Below are 19,100 nucleotides of genomic sequence, written 5' to 3' on the forward strand. Positions count from 1 at the left end.
GGGCTGCAAATCCCTCCGACGGAGCCCTTGAATCCCGCTGTGATCCGCACTCAGCAAGGCTTTCCGGCGATCCGGGCCGGCATGGAACCAGTCCGTTGACTGGTATTATGTTGGTTATATAATGGGCTCTCAATTTTCCGGGCTGTACTGCTCACGGCGTCCTTGGAGCCCCATGGAAACTCGCTGGTCCGCATTGATGCCTGACGTGCGCAACGTCACGCCGCTCTACCTGCAGCTCGCGCGCAACCTTGCGACGGCGATCCATTGCGGCGTCTGGTCGGCCGGCGAGGCGCTGCCTTCCGAGCGTACGCTGTCCGACGCGATTGGCGTGTCGCGCGTCACCGCGCGCAAGGCGATCGAACTGCTGGTCGAGCAGGGGCTGATCCGGCGCTCGCGCGGCGCGGGCAGCTTCATCACGCCGCGCGTCGAAGATCCGCTGTCGCGTCTCACCGGCTTCACGAAGAAGATGCAGCAGCGCGGTTTCCGGCCCGATTCGGTCTGGCTCGAACGCGACGTGCGCGCCGCCAATCGCGACGAGCTGCTGCGCCTCGGCTTGTCACCCGGCGCGGCCGTCACGAGCCTGCGGCGGCTGCGGCGCGCGGACGGCATCGTGATGGCGGTCGAACATTCGGCGCTGCCGGTCGCGATCGTGCCTGATCCGCTCGTGATCGGCGACTCGCTGTACAGCTATCTCGAGCAGCGCGGCGCGGCGGTCGTGCGCGCGTTGCAGCACTTCCGCGCAGTCAACGCGTCGAGCGAAATCGCCGCGCTGATGGACATCGAACCGCGCACCGCGCTGCTGGTCATCACCCGGATCGGCTACTGCGCGGATCAACGCGCAATCGAGCTGACCGACACCTATTGCCGCGACGACTACTACGACTTCGTCGCTGAATTGCGCACCTGAGCTGCGCGGCCCTCGCAGGCCGCAAGTCCGGCGGACGCCATTTGCCGCATACGTATCACGCACCAGAGAGACTCATGCTGACCGGAAACATACTTACCACCGAAGGGTGGATCCACGGCACGCTCGAATACGAAAACGGCCGCATCACGACGCTGTCCGGCGAGCGCGTCGATCCGACGACGAACGACGCACCGTACATCCTGCCCGGCTTCATCGATCTGCACGTGCATGGCGGTGGCGGCGCCGACGTGATGGAAGCTGGCGACGCGATCGAAACGATCACCCGCACGCATGCGCGCTACGGCACCACGAGCCTGCTCGCAACGACCATGACCGCGCCGCGCGACGAGCTGATGAACGTCGTCGCCGGGCTCGGCAATGTCACGCGGGTGCGCACGCCGGGCTGCGCGCGCGTGCTCGGCGTGCATCTGGAAGGGCCGTACATCAACCCCGGCAAGCTCGGCGCGCAGCCCGACGCGGCGGTATCGGCGGTGTTGGACGAGGTGCTCAGGTATCTGTCGATCGCGCCGATCCGCGTCGTCACGCTGGCGCCCGAGATCGCCGGCCACATGGAGATCATCTCGGAGATGGCGGCGCGCGGCGTACGCGTGCAGCTCGGCCATTCGCTCGGCACCTACGACGACGCGGTCGCCGCGCTCAAGCACGGCGCGTGCGGCTTCACGCATCTGTTCAACGCGATGTCGCCGCTGCATCACCGCAACCCTGGCCTCGTGGGCGCTGCGCTTGCGCACGCCGAATACGCCGAAATCATTCCCGACCTGCTGCACGTGCATCCGGGGGCGATCCGCACCGCGCTGCGCGCGATTCCGCGCCTCTATGTGGTGACGGACAGCACGTCGGCCACCGGCATGCCCGACGGCGAATACCGCCTCGGCAGCCAGCACGTAACCAAGTGCCTCGGCGGCGTACGTCTGGCCGACGGCACGCTCGCGGGCAGCACGCTGACGATGGATCAGGCGCTGCGCAATCTCGTCTCGATCGGCCTGCCGATCGCCGATGTATCCCACCGTTTGTCACGCTACGCCGCCGACTATCTCGGCATCGAGGACCGCGGCCGCATCGCGCGCGGTGCGTGGGCCGACGTGGTCGTATTCGACCGCGAGCTGGCGCTGAGCGCGACCTACGTCGAAGGAGAAGCCATTGTCGAATATGCTTAAGGAAGCGCTCGCGTCCGCCGCAACAGTAGCCGAGCAGCTCAAGGACACCTCGCGCGTCGCGGCGCTCGCCGCGAAGCTCGCGCAACAGCCGCGCCATGTCGCGCTGACCGTCGCGCGCGGTAGCTCGGACCATGCCGCCAGCTACTTTGCATCCCTGACGATGAGCCGCCTCGGCGTGCCGGTCGCGTCGCTGCCGATGTCGGTCGCGACGCTGCAGCAGGCGCCGCTGCAGGTGCGCGACCAGCTTGCGCTCGCGTTTTCGCAATCGGGCAAGAGCCCCGACCTCGTCGGCACGATGAACGCGTTGCGCGCGGCCGGCGCATTGACGGTCGCCGCCGTGAACGCACCGAGCTCGCCGCTCGCCGACGCGTGCGAATGGCATCTGCCGCTCGTAGCCGGTCCCGAGCTGAGCGTCGCGGCGACCAAGAGCTATATCGCCATGCTGTCGATCTCCGCGCAGCTGGTTGCGCATTGGCAGAACGACGCCGAGTTGCTCGATGGACTGAATACGCTGCCCGACGCGCTGGAACGCGCGGGCCGGCTCGACTGGTCGATGGCCGTGAACGAGTTGCGCGGTATCGAACGGATGATCGTGATTGGCCGCGGTCTTGGCCTCGCAATCGCGCAGGAAGCCGCGCTGAAGCTGAAGGAAACTTCCGGCATCCAGGCCGAAGCGTTTTCGAGCGCGGAAGTGCGTCATGGTCCGATGGAGCTGATCGACCGCGACTATCCGCTGCTCGTGTTCGCGCCGCGTGGCCCGGAGCAGGCGGGTCTGCTGCAACTCGCGCACGACATGAGCGCGCGCGGCGCGCGCGTGCTGCTCGCGGCGCCCGATGACGTCACGCAAGCCTCGCTGCCGCTCGTCGCCACCGCACACGCAGCGCTCGATCCGATCGCCGCCATCCTGTCCTTTTACGTGATGGCCGCGGATCTTGCCGCCGCGCGCGGGCGCAATCCCGACGCGCCTCGCCATCTCAACAAAGTCACCGAAACTCACTGACGAGAATGACGATGCGACGTGTCGAGAAGTCCAACCTGATGAGCCATTCCGAGAATCACATTGTTTTGCTTGCACCGCTGACCGGCCCGGTCGTGCCGCTCGCGAAGGTGCCGGACCCGGTGTTTTCGGGCGGCATGTTCGGCGACGGCATCGGCGTCGATCCGCTCGAGGGTCGGCTCGTCGCGCCATGCGACGGCGTCGTCACGCATCTCGCGCGCACCGGCCACGCGGTAACGCTCGAGAGCGCCGAGGGCGCGCAGATTCTGCTGCATATCGGTATCGACACCGTCGGACTGAATGGCAAGGGTTTTGCGCCGATGGTCGAGCAGGGCGCGCAGGTGCGCGCCGGTGACGTGCTGATCGAGTTCGATCTGGATCAGATCGCGCTGAATGCGCCGAGCCTCGTCTCGGTGATCGCGATTGCGAATTCGGATGCGTTCGAGGTCATCGAGCGGGCGCCGAACGGGCATGTCAAGGCCGGCGAAACGCCGCTGCTGGTACTGCGCGCGCGCGAGGGCGTCAGCCACGACGCGGTGCGCGAGGCGAGCGCCGCGCAGGTGATGGACGAAGCGCGCCGGCAGATCACGCTGACGCACGCGGGCGGCCTGCATGCGCGGCCCGCGGCGCGGGCGCGCGAAGCGGCGCGCGGCTTCGACGCACGGGTCGAGGTGCGCTACGACGGGCGCAAGGCGCCGATCGAAAGCGTGGTGGGTCTGCTTGGACTCGGTGCCGGCGAAGGCGCAAGCGTCGAGTTGCTCGGCGTCGGTCCGCACGCGCAGGCGGCGGTCGATGCAATCGCTGACGAACTGACGCGCGAAGCGCACGGCGAGGTCGAACCGAAGCGCGAACAGAAAGCGGCGCGGCCAGCGGCCGCACCGGCGGCAGTCGTTGCGGCGCACGCCGCGGGCGAGCCGCTCGCGCCGAACACGCTCGCGGGCGTGTGCGCCGCGCCGGGCATCGCGCTCGGCAAGCTGGTGCGCTGGGACGACGCGGATCTCGAGCCGCCGGAGCAGGCGAGCGGCACGTCGGCGGCGGAAAGCCGTCTGCTCGACAAGGCGATCGCGACCGTCGACGCCGATCTCGACACGATCGTGCGCGATGCGTCGCAACGCGGCTCGGTGGGCGAGGCGGGGATTTTCGCGGTGCATCGCGTGCTGCTCGAAGATCCGACACTGCTCGACGCCGCGCGCGATCTGATCAGCCTCGGCAAGAGCGCCGGTTTTGCGTGGCGCGAAGCGATCCGCGCGCAAGTAGGCATCCTGAGTAATGTGGAGGACGCACTGCTCGCCGAGCGGGCCGCCGATCTGCGCGACATCGAAAAGCGCGTGCAGCGCGCGCTCGGCTACACGAGCAGCGCGGCTCGCACCCTGCCGGACGAGGCGGTGCTCGCGGCCGACGAATTCACGCCGTCGGATCTGTCGTCGCTCGATCGCACGCGCGTGACCGCGCTCGTGATGGCACGCGGCGGCGCGACCTCGCACGCGGCGATTCTCGCGCGTCAGGCGGGCATTCCGGCGCTGGTCGCGCTCGGCGACGCGTTGCATGCGATACCCGAGGGCACTCAGGTGGTGGTGAACGCGAGCACCGGCCGGCTCGAATTCGCGCCGACCGAACTCGACGTCGAACGCGCGCGACGCGAACGCGCCCGCCTCGCCGACGTGCGCGAAGCGGATCGCCGCACGTCGCAGCAGGCAGCGGCGACCTCCGACGGCCGCGCGATCGAAGTGGCCGCCAACATCGCCACACTCGACGACGCGAACGCCGCGGTCGACAACGGCGCGGACGCGGTCGGCCTGCTGCGCACCGAGCTGCTGTTCATCCACCGCCCGGCCGCGCCGAGCGCGGACGAGCATCGCCACAGCTATCAGGCGATCGTCGATGCGTTGCGCGGCCGCACCGCGATCATCCGCACGCTCGACGTCGGCGCGGACAAGGAAGTCGATTATCTGACGCTGCCGCCCGAGCCGAACCCCGCGCTCGGCCTGCGCGGCGTGCGCCTCGCGCAGGTGCGCCCCGATCTGCTCGACGACCAGTTGCGTGGCCTGCTCGCGGTGCGTCCGGTCGGCGCCGTGCGCATCCTGCTGCCGATGGTCACCGATGCGGGCGAACTGATCCGCATCCGCAAGCGTATCGACGAGCTTGCACGCGAAGCGGGTAGATCGGAGCCGGTCGAAGTTGGCGTGATGATCGAAGTGCCGTCGGCTGCATTGCTCGCCGATCAGCTCGCGCAGCACGCCGATTTCCTGTCGATCGGCACCAACGACCTGACCCAATACACGCTCGCGATGGACCGCTGCCAGCCCGATCTGGCGGCGCAGGCGGACGGCCTGCATCCGGCGGTGCTGCGCCTGATCGCGGCGACCGTCGAAGGTGCCGCGAAGCACGGCAAATGGGTCGGCGTGTGCGGCGCGCTCGCCGGCGACCCGCTCGCGATGCCGCTGCTGGTGGGCCTCGGTGTGACCGAGCTGTCGGTCGATCCGGTCTCCGTGCCAGGCATCAAGGCACGCGTGCGCACGCTCGACTATCAGCTGTGTCGCCAGCGCGCCCGCGATGCGCTAGCGCTCGACTCGGCGCAGGCGGTCAGAGCCGCAAGCCGCGCCACGTGGCCCCTCGATTGAAACACTAACGAATTTGAGAACCCGCACGCCGTGCGCCCGGCAGCACGTCTGCCTTCACGCGCGGCGCGATTCTCCGTATAGCTGCACCACTCAACCAAGACCTACCCCTACGAGACAAAATTGGAGATACCGATGGATGGAAATCCGTTTCTGAAGATTCAGCGCCTGGGACGCGCGCTGATGCTGCCGATCGCGGTGCTACCGGTGGCCGGCCTGTTGTTGCGGCTCGGCCAGCCCGACGTGTTCAACATCAAGATGATCGCCGATGCGGGCGGCGCGATCTTCGACAACCTGCCGCTCCTGTTCGCGATCGGCGTGGCGGTCGGCTTCGCGAAAGACAACAACGGCGTCGCGGGTCTGGCTGGCGCGATCGGCTATCTGGTGCAGATCGCGGTGATGAAGGACATCAACGACAAGCTCAACATGGGCGTGCTGTCGGGGATCATCGCGGGCATCGTCGCGGGGCTGCTGTACAACCGCTACAAGGACATCAAGCTGCCCGACTACCTGGCGTTCTTCGGTGGAAAACGCTTCGTGCCGATCGTGACAGGGGTGGTCTGCGTGGTGCTAGGCATCGTATTCGGGCATGTGTGGGAGCCGGTGCAGAACGCGATCGACGTGGCCGGCCACTGGCTCACGACGGCCGGCGCGCTCGGCGCCTTCGTGTTCGGCGTGCTGAACCGGCTGCTGCTCGTCACGGGCTTGCATCACATCCTCAACTCGCTGACATGGTTTGTATTCGGCACCTTCACGCCGGCGGGCGGTGCGCCCGTCACGGGCGACCTGCACCGCTTCTTCGCTGGCGATCCGACCGCGGGCACCTTCATGACCGGCTTCTTCCCGGTGATGATGTTCGGCCTGCCGGCCGCATGTCTCGCGATGTATCACGAGGCGCCGAAAGAGCGTCGCGCGATGGTGTTCGGCCTGCTGTTCTCGATGGCGCTCACGTCGTTCCTGACCGGTGTGACCGAGCCGATCGAGTTCAGCTTCATGTTCCTCGCGCCGGTGCTGTATGCGATCCACGCGCTTCTGACGGGTCTGTCGCTCGCGATCTGCTCGGCGCTCGGGATTCACCTCGGCTTCACGTTCTCGGCGGGCTTCATCGACTACGTGCTGAACTTCGGTCTGTCGACGAAGGGCTGGTGGGCGATTCCGCTCGGCATCGTGTACTCGGTCGTGTACTACGGTCTGTTCCGCTTCTTCATCCGTAAGTTCAACATGGCGACGCCGGGCCGTGAGCCCGCCGCTGCCGACGAGCAGGTCGAGTCGTTCGCGGCGAGCGGTTTCGTCGCGCCGGCGGCTGGTGCGGCCGTGCCGCGTGCGCAGCGCTATATCGCGGCGCTCGGTGGCGCGGCGAATCTGTCGGTCGTGGATGCGTGCACGACGCGTCTGCGTCTGTCTGTGGTCGATACGGGGAAGGTCTCGGAAAGCGAACTGAAGTCGATCGGTGCGCGCGGTGTGCTCAAGCGCGGCACGAACAACGTGCAGGTGATCATCGGACCGGAGGCGGACATCATCGCCGATGAGATGCGTACGGCGATCGCGCAGGGTCAGGGCGACGCGGTGAAGGCGGCGGGTGCTGCTGTATCGGCGCCGGCTGCTGCCGCGGCGGCTACCGCTGCCGCGCCGGTCGCGCGAAACGCTGGGCACGCCGATGACGCGCAAGGCGGTCCGCTCGATCCCGATCCGCTGCGCTGGCTCGCCGTGCTCGGCGGCGCGGGCAACGTGGTGTCGCTGGATGCGGTCGCGGCGACGCGTCTGCGGGTAGTCGTGCGCGATCCGTCGGCGGTCGATCGTCAGCGCCTCGCGACGCTCGATACTGCGTGGGTGTCGACCGACACGTTCCATATCGTCGTCGGCGAGGCCGCGCAGCGCTATGCGCAGAAGCTGGCCGAGCGCCTGTCGTCGCAAGGCGGCGGCGCGGGCGCGGCGCCGGTGCCGGCGTGATCGGTTGATGGCTGTCGAGCGCTGTTGAGTTGCACGGCGATCGCAGCACGCCAATAAAAAAGCGGCACCTGGTCCCAAGGTGCCGCTTTCGCGTTTACGACCAGAGCGTGGCGCCTAGCGAGTCCCTCGCTTTGCCGAGCGCGCCACCTCGCGCGATTCGAGCCACATCACATTGACGACACCGAACGCCAGAGCGACGCCAACGCCGGGAATCCAGCTGAAATACCACATCGCCAACTCCTGTTTGCTGTTGAAGCGTCGTGCCGGTCAATACATCGAATGGTGGTTTTCCTTGATCGCCGCGGCGGTCACCTTGCCGCGCATCACGCGATACACCCAGCCCGTATAGAGCAGGATGATCGGCAGGAACACGATGACGGCGAACAGCATGATCTCGAGCGTCAGGCGGCTCGACGTGGAATCCCACATGGTCAGGCTGCTGCGGCCGTCGAGTGACGATGGCATGATGAACGGGAACATCGAGAAGCCCGCGGTCAAGATCAAGCCGACGATCATCAACGACGTCGACAGAAACGCCGTCGCCTCGAAGCGCGAACGCGCGAGCAGCACCGCGAGCACCCCGCCGAGGAGACCCGCGAGCGGCGCAATCGCCATCCACGGGTAGAGCGCGTAGTTGTTCAGCCACAAACCCGGCGCGCCGATCACGGTCTTCATCAACGGATTGGAGACGGCGTCGAGCGGCGGCGCGTCGACGATCTGATAGCCGCCGATCATCGTCGCGACGAGCGCGCCCGCGACGAGAAACAGCACCACCGTGCACAGCGCCGCGAGCCGCAGCGCCTTCGACGCGCGCTCGTGAACCACCCCATCGGTCTTCCACTTGACGAACGCGGCGCCGTGCGCGGCCAGCATCGACACGCTGACGAGTCCCGTCAGCAGCGCGAACGGATTGAGCAGGCCGAAGAAGCTGCCGTGATAGGTGACGCGCAGATCGGTATCGAACGAGAACGGCACGCCTTGCAGCAGATTGCCGAACGCGACACCGAACACCAGCGCCGGCACGAAGCCGCCGATAAAGAGGCCCCAGTCCCACGCGTTGCGCCAGCGCGGATCCTCGCGCTTGCCGCGATAGTCGAAGCCGACCGGACGGAAGAACAGCGCGAACAGCACGAGCAGCATCGCGAAGTAGAATCCCGAGAAGGATGCCGCGTAGGCGAGCGGCCACGCGGCGAACATCGCGGCGGCCGCGGTCACGAGCCAGACCTGGTTGCCTTCCCACGTCGCGCCGACCGTGTTCACGACGATGCGTCGCTCGGAGTCAGTGTTGGCGATGAACGGCAGCAGGATCGCTGCGCCCATGTCGAAGCCGTCGGTGAGCGCGAAGACGATCAGCAGTACACCTATCAACACCCACCAGATCAGTCTGAGAACTGCGTAGTCCATATGGGTTTCTCCTCCGGGGCGGTGCAGCGGTGCGTCATGCGGCCGTGTTCGACAGTGGCTGCGTCACCGGCTGTCCGATCTCGTGGTGATAGCGGCCCGTATGCAGCGACGAAGGGCCGAGCCGTGCGTACTTGAACATCAGCATGATCTCGATGACGAACAGCCCCGTGTAGAACAGCACGAAGCCGCCGATGCTCAGATACAGATCGCGCGGCGTCAGCGTCGACGCGGCCAGGTTGGTCGGCAGAATGCCCGCGATGCTCCACGGCTGGCGGCCCATTTCCGCGACGATCCAGCCGAGCTCGGCGGCGAGCCACGGCAGCGGAATCGCGATGACCGCCCAGCGCAGAAACCAGCGACGCTTTTCGAGCAGCAACGTGCGCTGCGCGCAGAACCAGAAGGCGAGCACGAAGGTCGCGAGGAACAGCAGGCCAAGGCCGACCATCGTGCGGAACGAGAAGAACAGCGGCAACACCGGCGGAACCGTGCTTCTTGCCGCCGCGGCGATCTGGTCTGGCGTCGCGTCGATGACGTTCGGCGTGAACCGCTTGAGCAGCAGGGCGTAGCCGAGATCGTCCTTGTACTTGTCGAACTCCGCATGCGCCTCGTCGCTGGAGTCGCCGCCCTTTAACCGCTGCAACGCCGAATAGGCGAGCATGCCGTCCTTGATGCGACCTTCGTTTTGGGCGATCAGGTCGCGCAGGCCGACCACGGGTTCGTCGAGCGAGCGGGTCGCGATAATGCCGAGCGCGTACGGCACACGGATCGCATAGTCGGTGCGTTGCTCTTTCTGATTGGGGATGCCAAATATCGTGAACGGTGCCGGCGCGGGCGCGGTCTCCCATTCGGATTCGATCGCGGCGAGCTTGATCTGCTGGACTTCACCGGTGCGATAGCCGGATTCGTCGCCCAGCACGATCACGCACAGCGCCGACGCGAGGCCGAAGCCGGCGGCGATCGCGAACGAGCGCAGCGCGAACTCGGTGTCGCGGCGCTTCAACAGATACCACGACGACACGCCGAGTACGAACATCGCCGCGGTCACGTATCCAGCTGATACCGTGTGCACGAACTTGACCTGTGCAACCGGGTTGAAGATCACCGAGCCGATGCTGTCGAGCTCCATGCGCATCGTTTGATAGTTGAACTTCGCGCCGACCGGATTGTTCATCCAGCCGTTGGCAATCAGAATCCACAGCGCCGACAGGTTCGAACCGAGCGCGACACAGAACGTGACGATCAGATGCTGGATTTTTGACAATCTGTTCCAGCCGAAAAAGAACAGACCGACGAACGTCGATTCGAGGAAGAACGCCATCAGCCCTTCGACGGCGAGCGGGACGCCGAAAATGTCGCCGACGTAATGCGAGTAATAAGCCCAGTTGGTGCCGAACTGAAACTCGAGCGTGAGGCCGGTCGCGACGCCCATTGCAAAGTTGATGCCAAACAGCTTGCCCCAGAACTGCGTCATGTCCTTGTAGATCTGCTTGCCGGTCATCACGTAGACCGATTCCATGATGACGAGCAGCCAGGCGAGACCGAGCGTGAGCGGCACGAACAGAAAGTGATAAAGCGCCGTGATGGCGAACTGGAACCGCGACAGTTCTACGACTTCGCTAACGGGCATGTTGATCACCTCGAGACGGATGCGGGGCGGGCACCGACAGCAGCGCCTGCGCGACCTGCTCAGGCGGCAGCATCATGTGCTGCGCCTGTGGATGATTGAAGAATGTGTACTTGAGCGCCATCAGTAGCACGAACTTGATGGCGAGGATGATGGCGATATCGCGCGCCAGCGTTGGACCGCGCACCCACCTGGTGAACCGGCCGCGCAAGCGCGACCGGACAGTGCTGCTGCGATTCAGGGCTATGGTCATGATCGGTCGAAGACGACTTCACGCCGGTGAGTCCGGCTGGATCCAGACCGCCCTGGCCGTCAGGCAGTCTGGCGAATGCATGCCGATTGTAGGAGGTGAACCTCGCGCGCTCAGGTTTAGCCATGCGGCAACACGTCGCGAAACTTGCCGCGTCTGTGCAGTATTGCTACCGGACTTGCGATACGTCAAGAAACGCTTACCGGCCTCGACAGGCCGGCTTGCGGATAGGCCGACGCGAATGCGCGGCCGCGGGGACGCAAGAAAGGGCGAAAAGAATGAAAAAGCCCCGCCGTCTTGCGAGGGCGGGACTTGAGCGCGATGGTCGCTAAATGGCGCGATCGATTAACGCGTGTCGTTTTTACCTATGTCATGGGCGGGACACAATTGACGCGCGCATGGCTTCGACGCTTTACGCGTATTCGGTCAGCGCGCCGCGCATCTTCTTCATCGCGCTGGCTTCGATCTGGCGGATACGTTCGGCCGACACACCGAACTCGTCGGCCAACTCGTGCAACGTGGAGCCGCCCGAGCCATCGTCGGCCACCTTCAGCCAGCGCGCTTCGATGATGCGGCGGCTGCGCGGATCGAGCGCGTCGAGCGCGCTTGCGATGCCGTCGCTTTGCAGCCGGTCGCGCTGACGCGAAGCCAGCACGGCAGTCGGCTCACTATGCGAGTCGGCCAAATAGGCGATTGGCGCGTACGACTCCTCGCCGTCTTCGACCTGACCTTCGAGCGCGATATCGCCGCCCGACAGACGCGTCTCCATCTCCGCGACCTCTTCGCGCTTCACGTTCAGCTCCTTCGCGAGACCTTCGATCTCGTCCGGCGTGAACGCGCCAAGCCCCTGCTTGTGGCTGCGCAGGTTGAAGAACAGCTTACGCTGCGCCTTGGTGGTGGCGACCTTCACCATGCGCCAGTTGCGCAGGATGTACTCGTGGATCTCGGCCTTGATCCAGTGCATCGCGTACGACACGAGGCGCACGTTTTGCTCGGGATCGAAGCGCTTGACCGCTTTCATCAGGCCGATGTTGCCTTCCTGGATCAGATCGGCGTGCGGCAACCCGTAACCGAGGTAGTTACGCGCGATGGACACGACGAGTCTCAGGTGCGACAGCACCAGGCGGCGCGCAGCCTCCAGATTGTCGTGTTCGCGCAATTCGGTGGCGAACTGGCGTTCCTCCGCCGGCGTCAGCATCGGAATCCGGTTGACCGCCTGGATGTAGGCGTCGATGTTGCCCAGGTGACCAGACAGCAGCGAGGAATGCGAGAGCGCCAGTGCACCTGCCGGAGCGGCCTTAGCCGACGACGGGCTCAAAGTACTCGGAAGGGTCATTGCATGGCTCACGTGTGAAGCTCCTTTGGAATCAGACAATAGCGTACTCAGTAAACGACTCCAGCGATGGATGTTAGCACTCAGATCTGCCGAGTGCTAATACTTAGAGGTCGCAGGGGCATCTGAGTTCCAGAAAATCCTATTGAGTTTCGATTTCTAATAGCCATCATACGCTCTATTTGTCTTGTGCGTTGGACCTGTACAAAGTACCGCCCGGAGCAGTTGCACGCTCATGTTTGACTGACATCGTCCCCGTTTTAAAGAGAATAATTGCTGGTCATTGGCATTATCTGGGAAATACTTGCTCCTGAATTCGTACTTGGAGTAAAGGGGGCGCTCGGTTAATACTCGGCAGTATGGGGGGCGGATGAACAGGCAGAATCTTGTGGTGCGTGGGCTTACTCTAAAAAGCACGTTTGCCGTTCTGCTCGTTCTGCTGTTGGGTGCGGCGGGCGCGTCCCAAGCTGAGCAGTTCGGCGTGCACGTGGCCGCCGGCGTCGGCGACCATCACGTCAGGACGCTCGATCTCGGCGTGGTCTGGGATCCAAGCCTGACATGGTGGCAGATCGGCGACTGGCATTTCGCGCTGCTCGGCGGGGCGCACGTCGCGTGGTGGCACACCAATGAAGGAAACGTTCACGACAACATCGGCGAGATCGGCGTGACGCCGGTAATCCGCTTCATCAGGTCGTCGGGTTCGGTGCGGCCATTCATCGAGGTGGGTGCCGGCGTCCGGCTGCTGACCAGCCCGCGCATTTCTTCCGACTTCACATTGGGCACCTCGTTCCAGTTCGCCGAGATGGCGGGCGTCGGGTTGCAGTTCGGCGCTCGTGAGCAGTATGTCGCCGGCTACCGCTTCCAGCATGTCTCCAATGGCGGTATCAAAGAGCCGAATCCTGGTATAAATTTCAGCCAGCTATATTTGCAATATCACTTCTGACCGTGGCCGCCTGCGGCTCGCGGTGTTCGAGGGGCTCTGCAATGGCGGCAAAGATGATCGAAGCGATTCGCGGGCTCGAGCGAGAGCGTTTTCGCGCGATGGTCGATGGCGATGGGCAGTCGCTCGACACGCTGCTCGCGGACAACGTGAGCTACGTCCATACGAATGGCAAGCGCGAGACGAAGCGGCAGTTCATCGACGGGATCACCGCGGGGCGCCGTCGTTATCGGCAAATCGAGGTGCAGTCGCAGGATGTCTTGCCGGCCGGGCGCGAGACCTACGTCGTCACGGGCCGCGCGCTGATCGAGATGGAGGCGAATAACGGCGCGCTCCTGTTTCCGATTGCCTATACCGCGATTCACACGCACGAAGACGGGCAGTGGCGACTGATCGCGTGGCAGGCGACCCGTTGCGCGCTCGAGTGAGATTCTCATCGGGCGGGCGCGCCTCGTGAGCGCGTCTCCAGCGGCAGCGGAATGTGGGTGTGCACTCCGCTGCAGCAGGCTCGAGGCCCAACGCGAATTCACGCGGTCGCGCATTCGCCAGCTTTGTCGCGGCTGTTTGCGCCGTGCTCGTCTACATCGGCATCCGCGTCGCGCGCCTCGCGCGTGCCGCGCATCGCTACCTGTCCCGCATACGGATGCCGCGCCGCCACCGGAAGCCGCGTGCAGCGCTCCGCCACGCGCCGGATCGTCGCGAGATCCGAGAAATCCAGACCGCTGTCGATACCCATCGCGTCGAGATTCATCGCGACTGTGACGAGATCGACGTTGCCGGTGCGCTCGCCATTGCCGAACAGACAGCCTTCGATGCGATCCGCGCCCGCCAGCAGCGCGAGCTGCGCCGCGGCCACGGCGGTGCCGCGATCGTTGTGCGGATGCACCGACAGCACGATGCTGTCGCGGTAACCGAGATTGCGATGCATCCATTCGATCTGGTCGGCGAACACGTTCGGCGTGGCCGCTTCGACGCTTGCCGGCAGGTTGACGATCATCTTGTGATCGCGCGTAGGCCGCCACGTTTGCGCGAGCGCGTCGCACACCTCGCGCGCGAACGGCAGCTCGGTCGTGTTGAAGGTCTCGGGCGAGTACTGGAAGGTCCAGCGCGTGCCCGGCCGCGCCTGCGCGTGTTCCTTGATGAGGCCCGTGCCTTCGACGGCGAGCGCCTTGATCTCATCCTTCGACTGCTGGAACACGATGCGCCGAAACGACGGGCAGATCGCGTTGTACAGATGCACGATCGCGCGCGGCGCGCCTTCGAGCGCGTCGAACGTGCGTGCGATCAGCTCCGTGCGCGACGGCACGAAGACTTCGATCGTGACGTCGTCGGGAATGCGTCGCTCGTCGATCAGCTTGCGCACGAAGTCGAAATCGGCCTGCGACGCCGACGGAAAGCCCACTTCGATTTCCTTGAAACCGATCGCGACCAGCATCTCGAAGTATTCGAGTTTCTGCGCAGCGTTCATCGGTTCGATCAGCGCCTGATTGCCGTCGCGCAGGTCCGTGCTCATCCAGACGGGTGCGGCGTCGACCGTGCGACTCGGCCATTTGCGGCCGGTCAGCCGGACGACGGGAAAAGGGCGGTACTTTTCAGCGGGATTGCGCAACATGGAGAGGTGCCTCATTCGTGGTGTCGTCGGCGGAGGGTGGGGACGTCGAGCGGTTGGCCGACTGTTCACGCATGCACGCTGCGGATGCTGCCCATGCAACGTACATGTGATCCTCTCGCATCGTCCGCGCGGTAAACGGACGAATGCAAACGACGACAGGTTGTGGAGAACTACGACGGGGGTGAAGCGAAACTGCGGGAACTACGGGGAGGACCGCCGACGGCAACCGGAGCTGCCAGCGCGCGGGCGCTACGCGAGACTTACGCCAGGCGTAGCGATAGGGGCCGCGCCAGGCGGCCGGAGATAATTCGGAGGGTGTTCGGAAGGGAACGCATGAGGCCAAATGTATGACGGCGTGCGTTGGCCTGTCAACCCGCGGCCGTCAGGCCGCCGTCTTCGCGATATCGACGATCAGCTCGACCTGCCGCTCGAGCGCGCCAGGCACCGGCGCTTCGCCGCGCAGCACGGCGTCGATCCAGGCGGCCGTGGTCGCCGCGTCGCGCGCTTCGGGCAGCTCGACTTCGGGCGCATCGGGCGACGAGCGCTCGTGCGGCAGCCGCGTCTCGCAGATGCCGTCATGCAGCCAGTCGACCAGCACCTGGCGGCGCGTATCGGCGACCGCCTCGCCTTCGGTGCCGCGCGCGAGCAGCGCACCGCCGACGGCCGCATCGGGATGCGTGACGAACAGCTGAGTGAGACTGTCGCGATACGGCGGATGCGTGTAGTTCACGAGCCGCAATCCCGCGGGCGCGAACGGCTGCAGCAGCTTCACGAGCGTATGCGTCGAATTGCGCACGCCCATGCGCCGGCGCAGCGCGAGCAGGCGCGCGAGCTTGGGCGCCAGGACGTCGATCGAGGCGAACGCGACGCGGCGCTCCGCAAGTCCAGCTTCGATCTGCGCGTGCGACTGCGCATGGGCGATGCGCAGATGTGTGAAGATTTCCGCGCTCGTCACCCGACCCAGATCCTCGGTGACGCCGTGTACCAGCACCGGCACGCCTTCGCGGGCGAGCAGCAGCGCGAGCAGCGGCACGAGGTTCGGCTGCTTGCGCGCGCCGTTGTACGACGGAATCGACACCGGCCGAAACGCGCCGTGCGGCAGCCGCACCGGCTCGAACGACGTATGCGCGGCGGCCAGCATCGCGGCGAGTTCGTCGGCGGTTTCGCCTTTCACGCGATACGCGAGCAGCACCGCGCCGAGTTCGAGATCGTCGACGCGGCCGTCGAGCATCGCGGTGTAGAGCGAGCGCGTGTCGTCGGCGGTCAGCGCGCGGGCGCCATTCGGGCCGCGGCCGATTTCCTTGATGAATCGGGCCCAGGGGAAGGGAGAAGTGGTATCGGTGGAGTCGGTCATCGTGCGCAAGAGGCGGGTGGCGTGCCGCGCCTGGCGGTTCGCTACGCCATTCGGGGAACAGTTCGGTGTGAGTATCGCATCTATGGCGAGCGGGCGAACAGCAACGAAGCGGGCACGCAGTGGCGCGCGACGGGCCGCCTGACACGCCTCCGCGCCGTGCCGCGGGTTACACTCGATGTTTCTCGCCGCCTCGGCGGCGCACATCGGAAAACGGAGAACGGGATGAGTTACGTATTTGCACCGGCACCGCAGGTCGCGGTGCCGGTCGTGGGGTCGGGCGAGCAGTTCGCGGTGCGCCGCATCTACTGCGTGGGGCGCAATTACGAGGCGCACGCGCGTGAAATGGGCCACGACCCGGACCGCGAGCCGCCGTTCTTCTTCACGAAGCCGGCCGATGCGATCGTGTACGTCGCGCCGGGCACGACCGGCGAATTCCCGTATCCGTCGCAGACCAGGAACGTCCATTTCGAAATGGAAATGGTCGCGGCGATCGGCGAGGGCGGCAAAGACATCCCCGTCGACCGCGCGCTCGACCACGTCTACGGCTACGCGCTCGGTCTCGACATGACGCGCCGCGACCTGCAAGGCGAAGCGAAGAAAATGGGTCGTCCGTGGGATACCGCCAAGGGCTTCGATCACTCGGCGCCGCTCGGCCCGATCCATCCGGCTTCGGCGGTCGGTCACATCGGCAAAGGAGAGATCTGGCTGTCGGTGAATGGCGAGGACAAGCAGCGCGCGGATGTGTCGCAGCTGATCTGGTCGGTGGCCGAGACGATCGCGTATCTGTCGACGCTGTTCGAACTGCGGCCTGGCGACCTGATTTTCACCGGCACGCCGGAAGGCGTCGGCGCGGTCGTCAAGGGTGACCTGATGAAGGGCGGCGTGGACGGGCTCGGCGAGTTCAGCGTGCGCGTCGTCTGAGACGGCTTGCGTGCAGGTGGAGGAGGCAGACAACATGAAGCTCTACAGCTATTTCCGTAGCTCGGCGTCGTATCGCGTGCGCATCGCGCTGAACGTGAAGAACCTGTCGTACGACTACGTACCCGTGCACCTCGTGCGCGAAGGCGGCGAGCAGCTGAAGCCCGCGTATCGCAAGATCAACCCCGACTGCATCGTGCCGACGCTCGCCGACGGCAGTCATTTGCTGCCGCAGTCGCTCGCGATCATCGAGTATCTCGAGGAGACGCATCCCGAGCCGCCGCTGCTACCGAAGGCACCGCTCGATCGCGCGTATGTGCGCTCGGTGGCGCTGCAGGTCGCGTGCGAGATTCATCCCCTGAACAATCTGCGCGTGCTGCGCTATCTGAAGCACACGTTGCGAGTCGACGACGACGCGAAGGACGCGTGGTACCGGCACTGGATCGACGCGGGCTTCGCGACGCTGGAGACGCATCTTGCCGGCGACGCGCGCACCGGCAAACTGTGTTTCGGCGACGCACCGACACTCGCCGACGCGTGCCTGATTCCGCAGGTATTCAACGCGCAGCGCTTCAAGGTCGACACCGCAAAGTTTCCGACGATCCAGCGCATCTACGATCATGCGATGCAACTCGACGCGTTCGCGCGCGCGGCGCCGGGCGTGCAGCCGGACGCGGAGTGAGCCCGGGATCGCTGACACGTCGACGGTAGCTTGAAACGAAAAAAGGGCGCTCCGCGGAGTGCCCTTTTCCTTTGGTTCGCCGCGAGCGCCGCAACGATCACGCGATCAGCCGCCCAGTAGCGCGTCCGAGAACTCCTCCGCGCTGAACGGCTGCAGGTCCTCGACCTTTTCGCCGACGCCGATGAAATACACCGGAATCGGCCGCTGCCGCGCGATCGCCGCGAGGATGCCGCCCTTCGCGGTGCCGTCGAGCTTGGTGACGATCAGGCCGGTGAGCCCGAGCGCGTCGTCGAACGCCTTGACCTGTGTGAGCGCGTTCTGGCCGGTGTTCGCGTCGATCACGAGCAGCACTTCGTGCGGCGCGCCGTCCTGCGCCTTGCCAATCACGCGCTTCACCTTGCGCAGTTCTTCCATCAGATGCAGTTGCGTGGGCAGGCGGCCGGCCGTGTCGGCCATCATCACGTCGATCTTGCGCGCGCGCGCGGCGCCGACCGCGTCGAAGATCACCGCGGCCGGGTCGCCGCTTTCCTGCGCGACCACGGTCACGTTGTTGCGCTGGCCCCACACGGCGAGTTGCTCGCGCGCGGCGGCGCGGAACGTGTCGCCGGCGGCGAGCAGCACCGATTGGTCAAAGCTCTGCAGATGCTTCGCGAGCTTGCCGATGCTCGTGGTTTTGCCCGCGCCGTTGACGCCGGCGATCATCATCACGAGCGGCTGCGCGCGGCCGAGCATCAGCGATTTTTCGAGCGGCTTGAGCAATTCGACGAGCAGTGTGCGCAAGGCGGTTTTGACCTGCTGGGGGGCCGTCAGGCGTTCGCTGCGCACTTTCTCACGCAGCGCTTCGAGCAGGAATTCGGTCGCCTCGACGCCGGCGTCCGACATCAGCAGCGCGGTTTCGAGGTCCTCGTACAAGTCCTCGTCGATCTTCGTGCCGACGAAAATGCCGGTCAGGTTCGAACTGGTTTTCGCGAGGCCGCTCTTCAGGCGCGTGAGCCACGAGCGCTTCGCGCCGGCGTCCTGCACGGGCGGTGGGACGATTTCAACGGTATCGAGCATAGCGTCTGGCGGCTCGGGCTGCGGCTCGATGATGGTCGTGGCCGCAGGCGGAACGGGGGGCGCGTTAGGCTCGATGGGTTCGGCGGGCGCAACGGGTGCGGCCTCGGCCTCGGGTGCCGCGCCGTCTTGCGCCGCCAGCGATTCGTCTGCGGCGGTATCGGACTCTTTCGAGCCCTTGAATCGTTTGAAAAAGCTGAACATGATCTGACGTATGGGAGAGCGCGCCGATGCGCGCAGCCGGCACGGGACCGGCGAAGCGGTGGGCAGCGCCGGGATG

At 65.6% G+C, this 19,100-nt stretch carries 16 protein-coding genes and 1 pseudogene; 9 read left to right on the forward strand and 8 right to left on the reverse strand.

The window, feature by feature from the left end; genetic code table 11:
• Window positions 1-172: 172 nt before the first annotated feature.
• From OKW26_RS35700 to nagE, 5 genes are all read left to right on the forward strand, one after another.
• The gene (locus OKW26_RS35700; protein WP_090802906.1) at window positions 173-907 is read left to right on the forward strand and encodes a GntR family transcriptional regulator; all 735 of its coding nucleotides are present in this window, start codon (window positions 173-175) and stop codon (window positions 905-907) included.
• 74 nt (window positions 908-981) lie between these two features.
• Window positions 982-2,085 (forward strand): N-acetylglucosamine-6-phosphate deacetylase, encoded by a 1,104-nt coding sequence (gene nagA / locus OKW26_RS35705; protein ID WP_090802908.1) that lies wholly within the window; start codon window positions 982-984, stop codon window positions 2,083-2,085.
• Entirely contained in the window at window positions 2,069-3,085 is a 1,017-nt protein-coding gene (locus OKW26_RS35710) for an SIS domain-containing protein (RefSeq protein WP_187612619.1), read from the forward strand. The genes nagA and OKW26_RS35710 overlap by 17 nt, the downstream gene beginning before the upstream one ends.
• Window positions 3,086-3,123: 38 nt before the next feature.
• Window positions 3,124-5,703: a phosphoenolpyruvate--protein phosphotransferase gene (ptsP, locus tag OKW26_RS35715; RefSeq protein ID WP_429357158.1), complete on the forward strand. Its 2,580-nt coding sequence runs from the start codon at window positions 3,124-3,126 to the stop codon at window positions 5,701-5,703.
• 132 nt (window positions 5,704-5,835) lie between these two features.
• A complete protein-coding gene (nagE, locus tag OKW26_RS35720) occupies window positions 5,836-7,650 on the forward strand; it encodes an N-acetylglucosamine-specific PTS transporter subunit IIBC (protein ID WP_429356552.1) in 1,815 nt (604 codons plus the stop codon).
• A gap of 114 nt (window positions 7,651-7,764) precedes the next feature.
• Here nagE and cydX read toward each other — a convergent pair whose 3' ends face one another.
• From cydX to rpoH, 5 genes are all read right to left on the reverse strand, one after another.
• On the reverse strand, window positions 7,765-7,881 hold the full coding sequence (gene cydX, locus OKW26_RS35725; RefSeq protein ID WP_429356553.1) for a cytochrome bd-I oxidase subunit CydX: 117 nt from the start codon (window positions 7,879-7,881) through the stop codon (window positions 7,765-7,767).
• A gap of 36 nt (window positions 7,882-7,917) precedes the next feature.
• Window positions 7,918-9,054 (reverse strand): cytochrome d ubiquinol oxidase subunit II, encoded by a 1,137-nt coding sequence (gene cydB / locus OKW26_RS35730; RefSeq protein ID WP_429356554.1) that lies wholly within the window; start codon window positions 9,052-9,054, stop codon window positions 7,918-7,920.
• A gap of 34 nt (window positions 9,055-9,088) precedes the next feature.
• On the reverse strand, window positions 9,089-10,681 hold the full coding sequence (locus tag OKW26_RS35735) for a cytochrome ubiquinol oxidase subunit I (RefSeq protein ID WP_429356555.1): 1,593 nt from the start codon (window positions 10,679-10,681) through the stop codon (window positions 9,089-9,091).
• A complete protein-coding gene (gene cydP, locus OKW26_RS35740) occupies window positions 10,671-10,931 on the reverse strand; it encodes a cytochrome oxidase putative small subunit CydP (protein WP_018419327.1) in 261 nt (86 codons plus the stop codon). The genes OKW26_RS35735 and cydP overlap by 11 nt, the downstream gene beginning before the upstream one ends.
• A 409-nt stretch (window positions 10,932-11,340) precedes the next feature.
• Window positions 11,341-12,276, reverse strand: coding sequence for an RNA polymerase sigma factor RpoH (rpoH, locus tag OKW26_RS35745; protein WP_184026837.1), 936 nt, complete (start codon window positions 12,274-12,276; stop codon window positions 11,341-11,343).
• Between the two features lie 355 nt (window positions 12,277-12,631).
• Here rpoH and OKW26_RS35750 point away from each other — a divergent pair, with 355 nt between their 5' ends.
• Window positions 12,632-13,204: an acyloxyacyl hydrolase gene (locus tag OKW26_RS35750; protein WP_429356556.1), complete on the forward strand. Its 573-nt coding sequence runs from the start codon at window positions 12,632-12,634 to the stop codon at window positions 13,202-13,204.
• Window positions 13,205-13,245: 41 nt separating this feature from the next.
• Window positions 13,246-13,629 carry a nuclear transport factor 2 family protein gene (locus OKW26_RS35755; protein ID WP_008921685.1) on the forward strand — a complete coding sequence of 128 codons (384 nt, stop codon included), beginning with the start codon at window positions 13,246-13,248 and terminating at the stop codon, window positions 13,627-13,629.
• A gap of 197 nt (window positions 13,630-13,826) precedes the next feature.
• Here the strand turns inward: OKW26_RS35755 and OKW26_RS35760 are convergent.
• A pseudogene (locus OKW26_RS35760) lies at window positions 13,827-14,813 on the reverse strand (2-isopropylmalate synthase); the annotation flags it as partial.
• Between the two features lie 382 nt (window positions 14,814-15,195).
• Window positions 15,196-16,167 (reverse strand): DNA-binding protein YbiB, encoded by a 972-nt coding sequence (gene ybiB / locus OKW26_RS35765; protein ID WP_429356557.1) that lies wholly within the window; start codon window positions 16,165-16,167, stop codon window positions 15,196-15,198.
• 222 nt (window positions 16,168-16,389) lie between these two features.
• Between ybiB and OKW26_RS35770 the strand changes: the two genes are divergently transcribed.
• Window positions 16,390-17,088: a fumarylacetoacetate hydrolase family protein gene (locus OKW26_RS35770; RefSeq protein WP_429356558.1), complete on the forward strand. Its 699-nt coding sequence runs from the start codon at window positions 16,390-16,392 to the stop codon at window positions 17,086-17,088.
• 34 nt (window positions 17,089-17,122) lie between these two features.
• A complete protein-coding gene (gene maiA, locus OKW26_RS35775) occupies window positions 17,123-17,767 on the forward strand; it encodes a maleylacetoacetate isomerase (protein WP_184062501.1) in 645 nt (214 codons plus the stop codon).
• Between the two features lie 105 nt (window positions 17,768-17,872).
• Here maiA and ftsY read toward each other — a convergent pair whose 3' ends face one another.
• Entirely contained in the window at window positions 17,873-19,024 is a 1,152-nt protein-coding gene (gene ftsY, locus OKW26_RS35780) for a signal recognition particle-docking protein FtsY (protein WP_429356559.1), read from the reverse strand.
• Window positions 19,025-19,100 lie beyond the last annotated feature (76 nt).

Source organism: Paraburkholderia sp. 32 (genome assembly GCF_050435345.1).
GTDB lineage: Bacteria > Pseudomonadota > Gammaproteobacteria > Burkholderiales > Burkholderiaceae > Paraburkholderia > Paraburkholderia tuberum.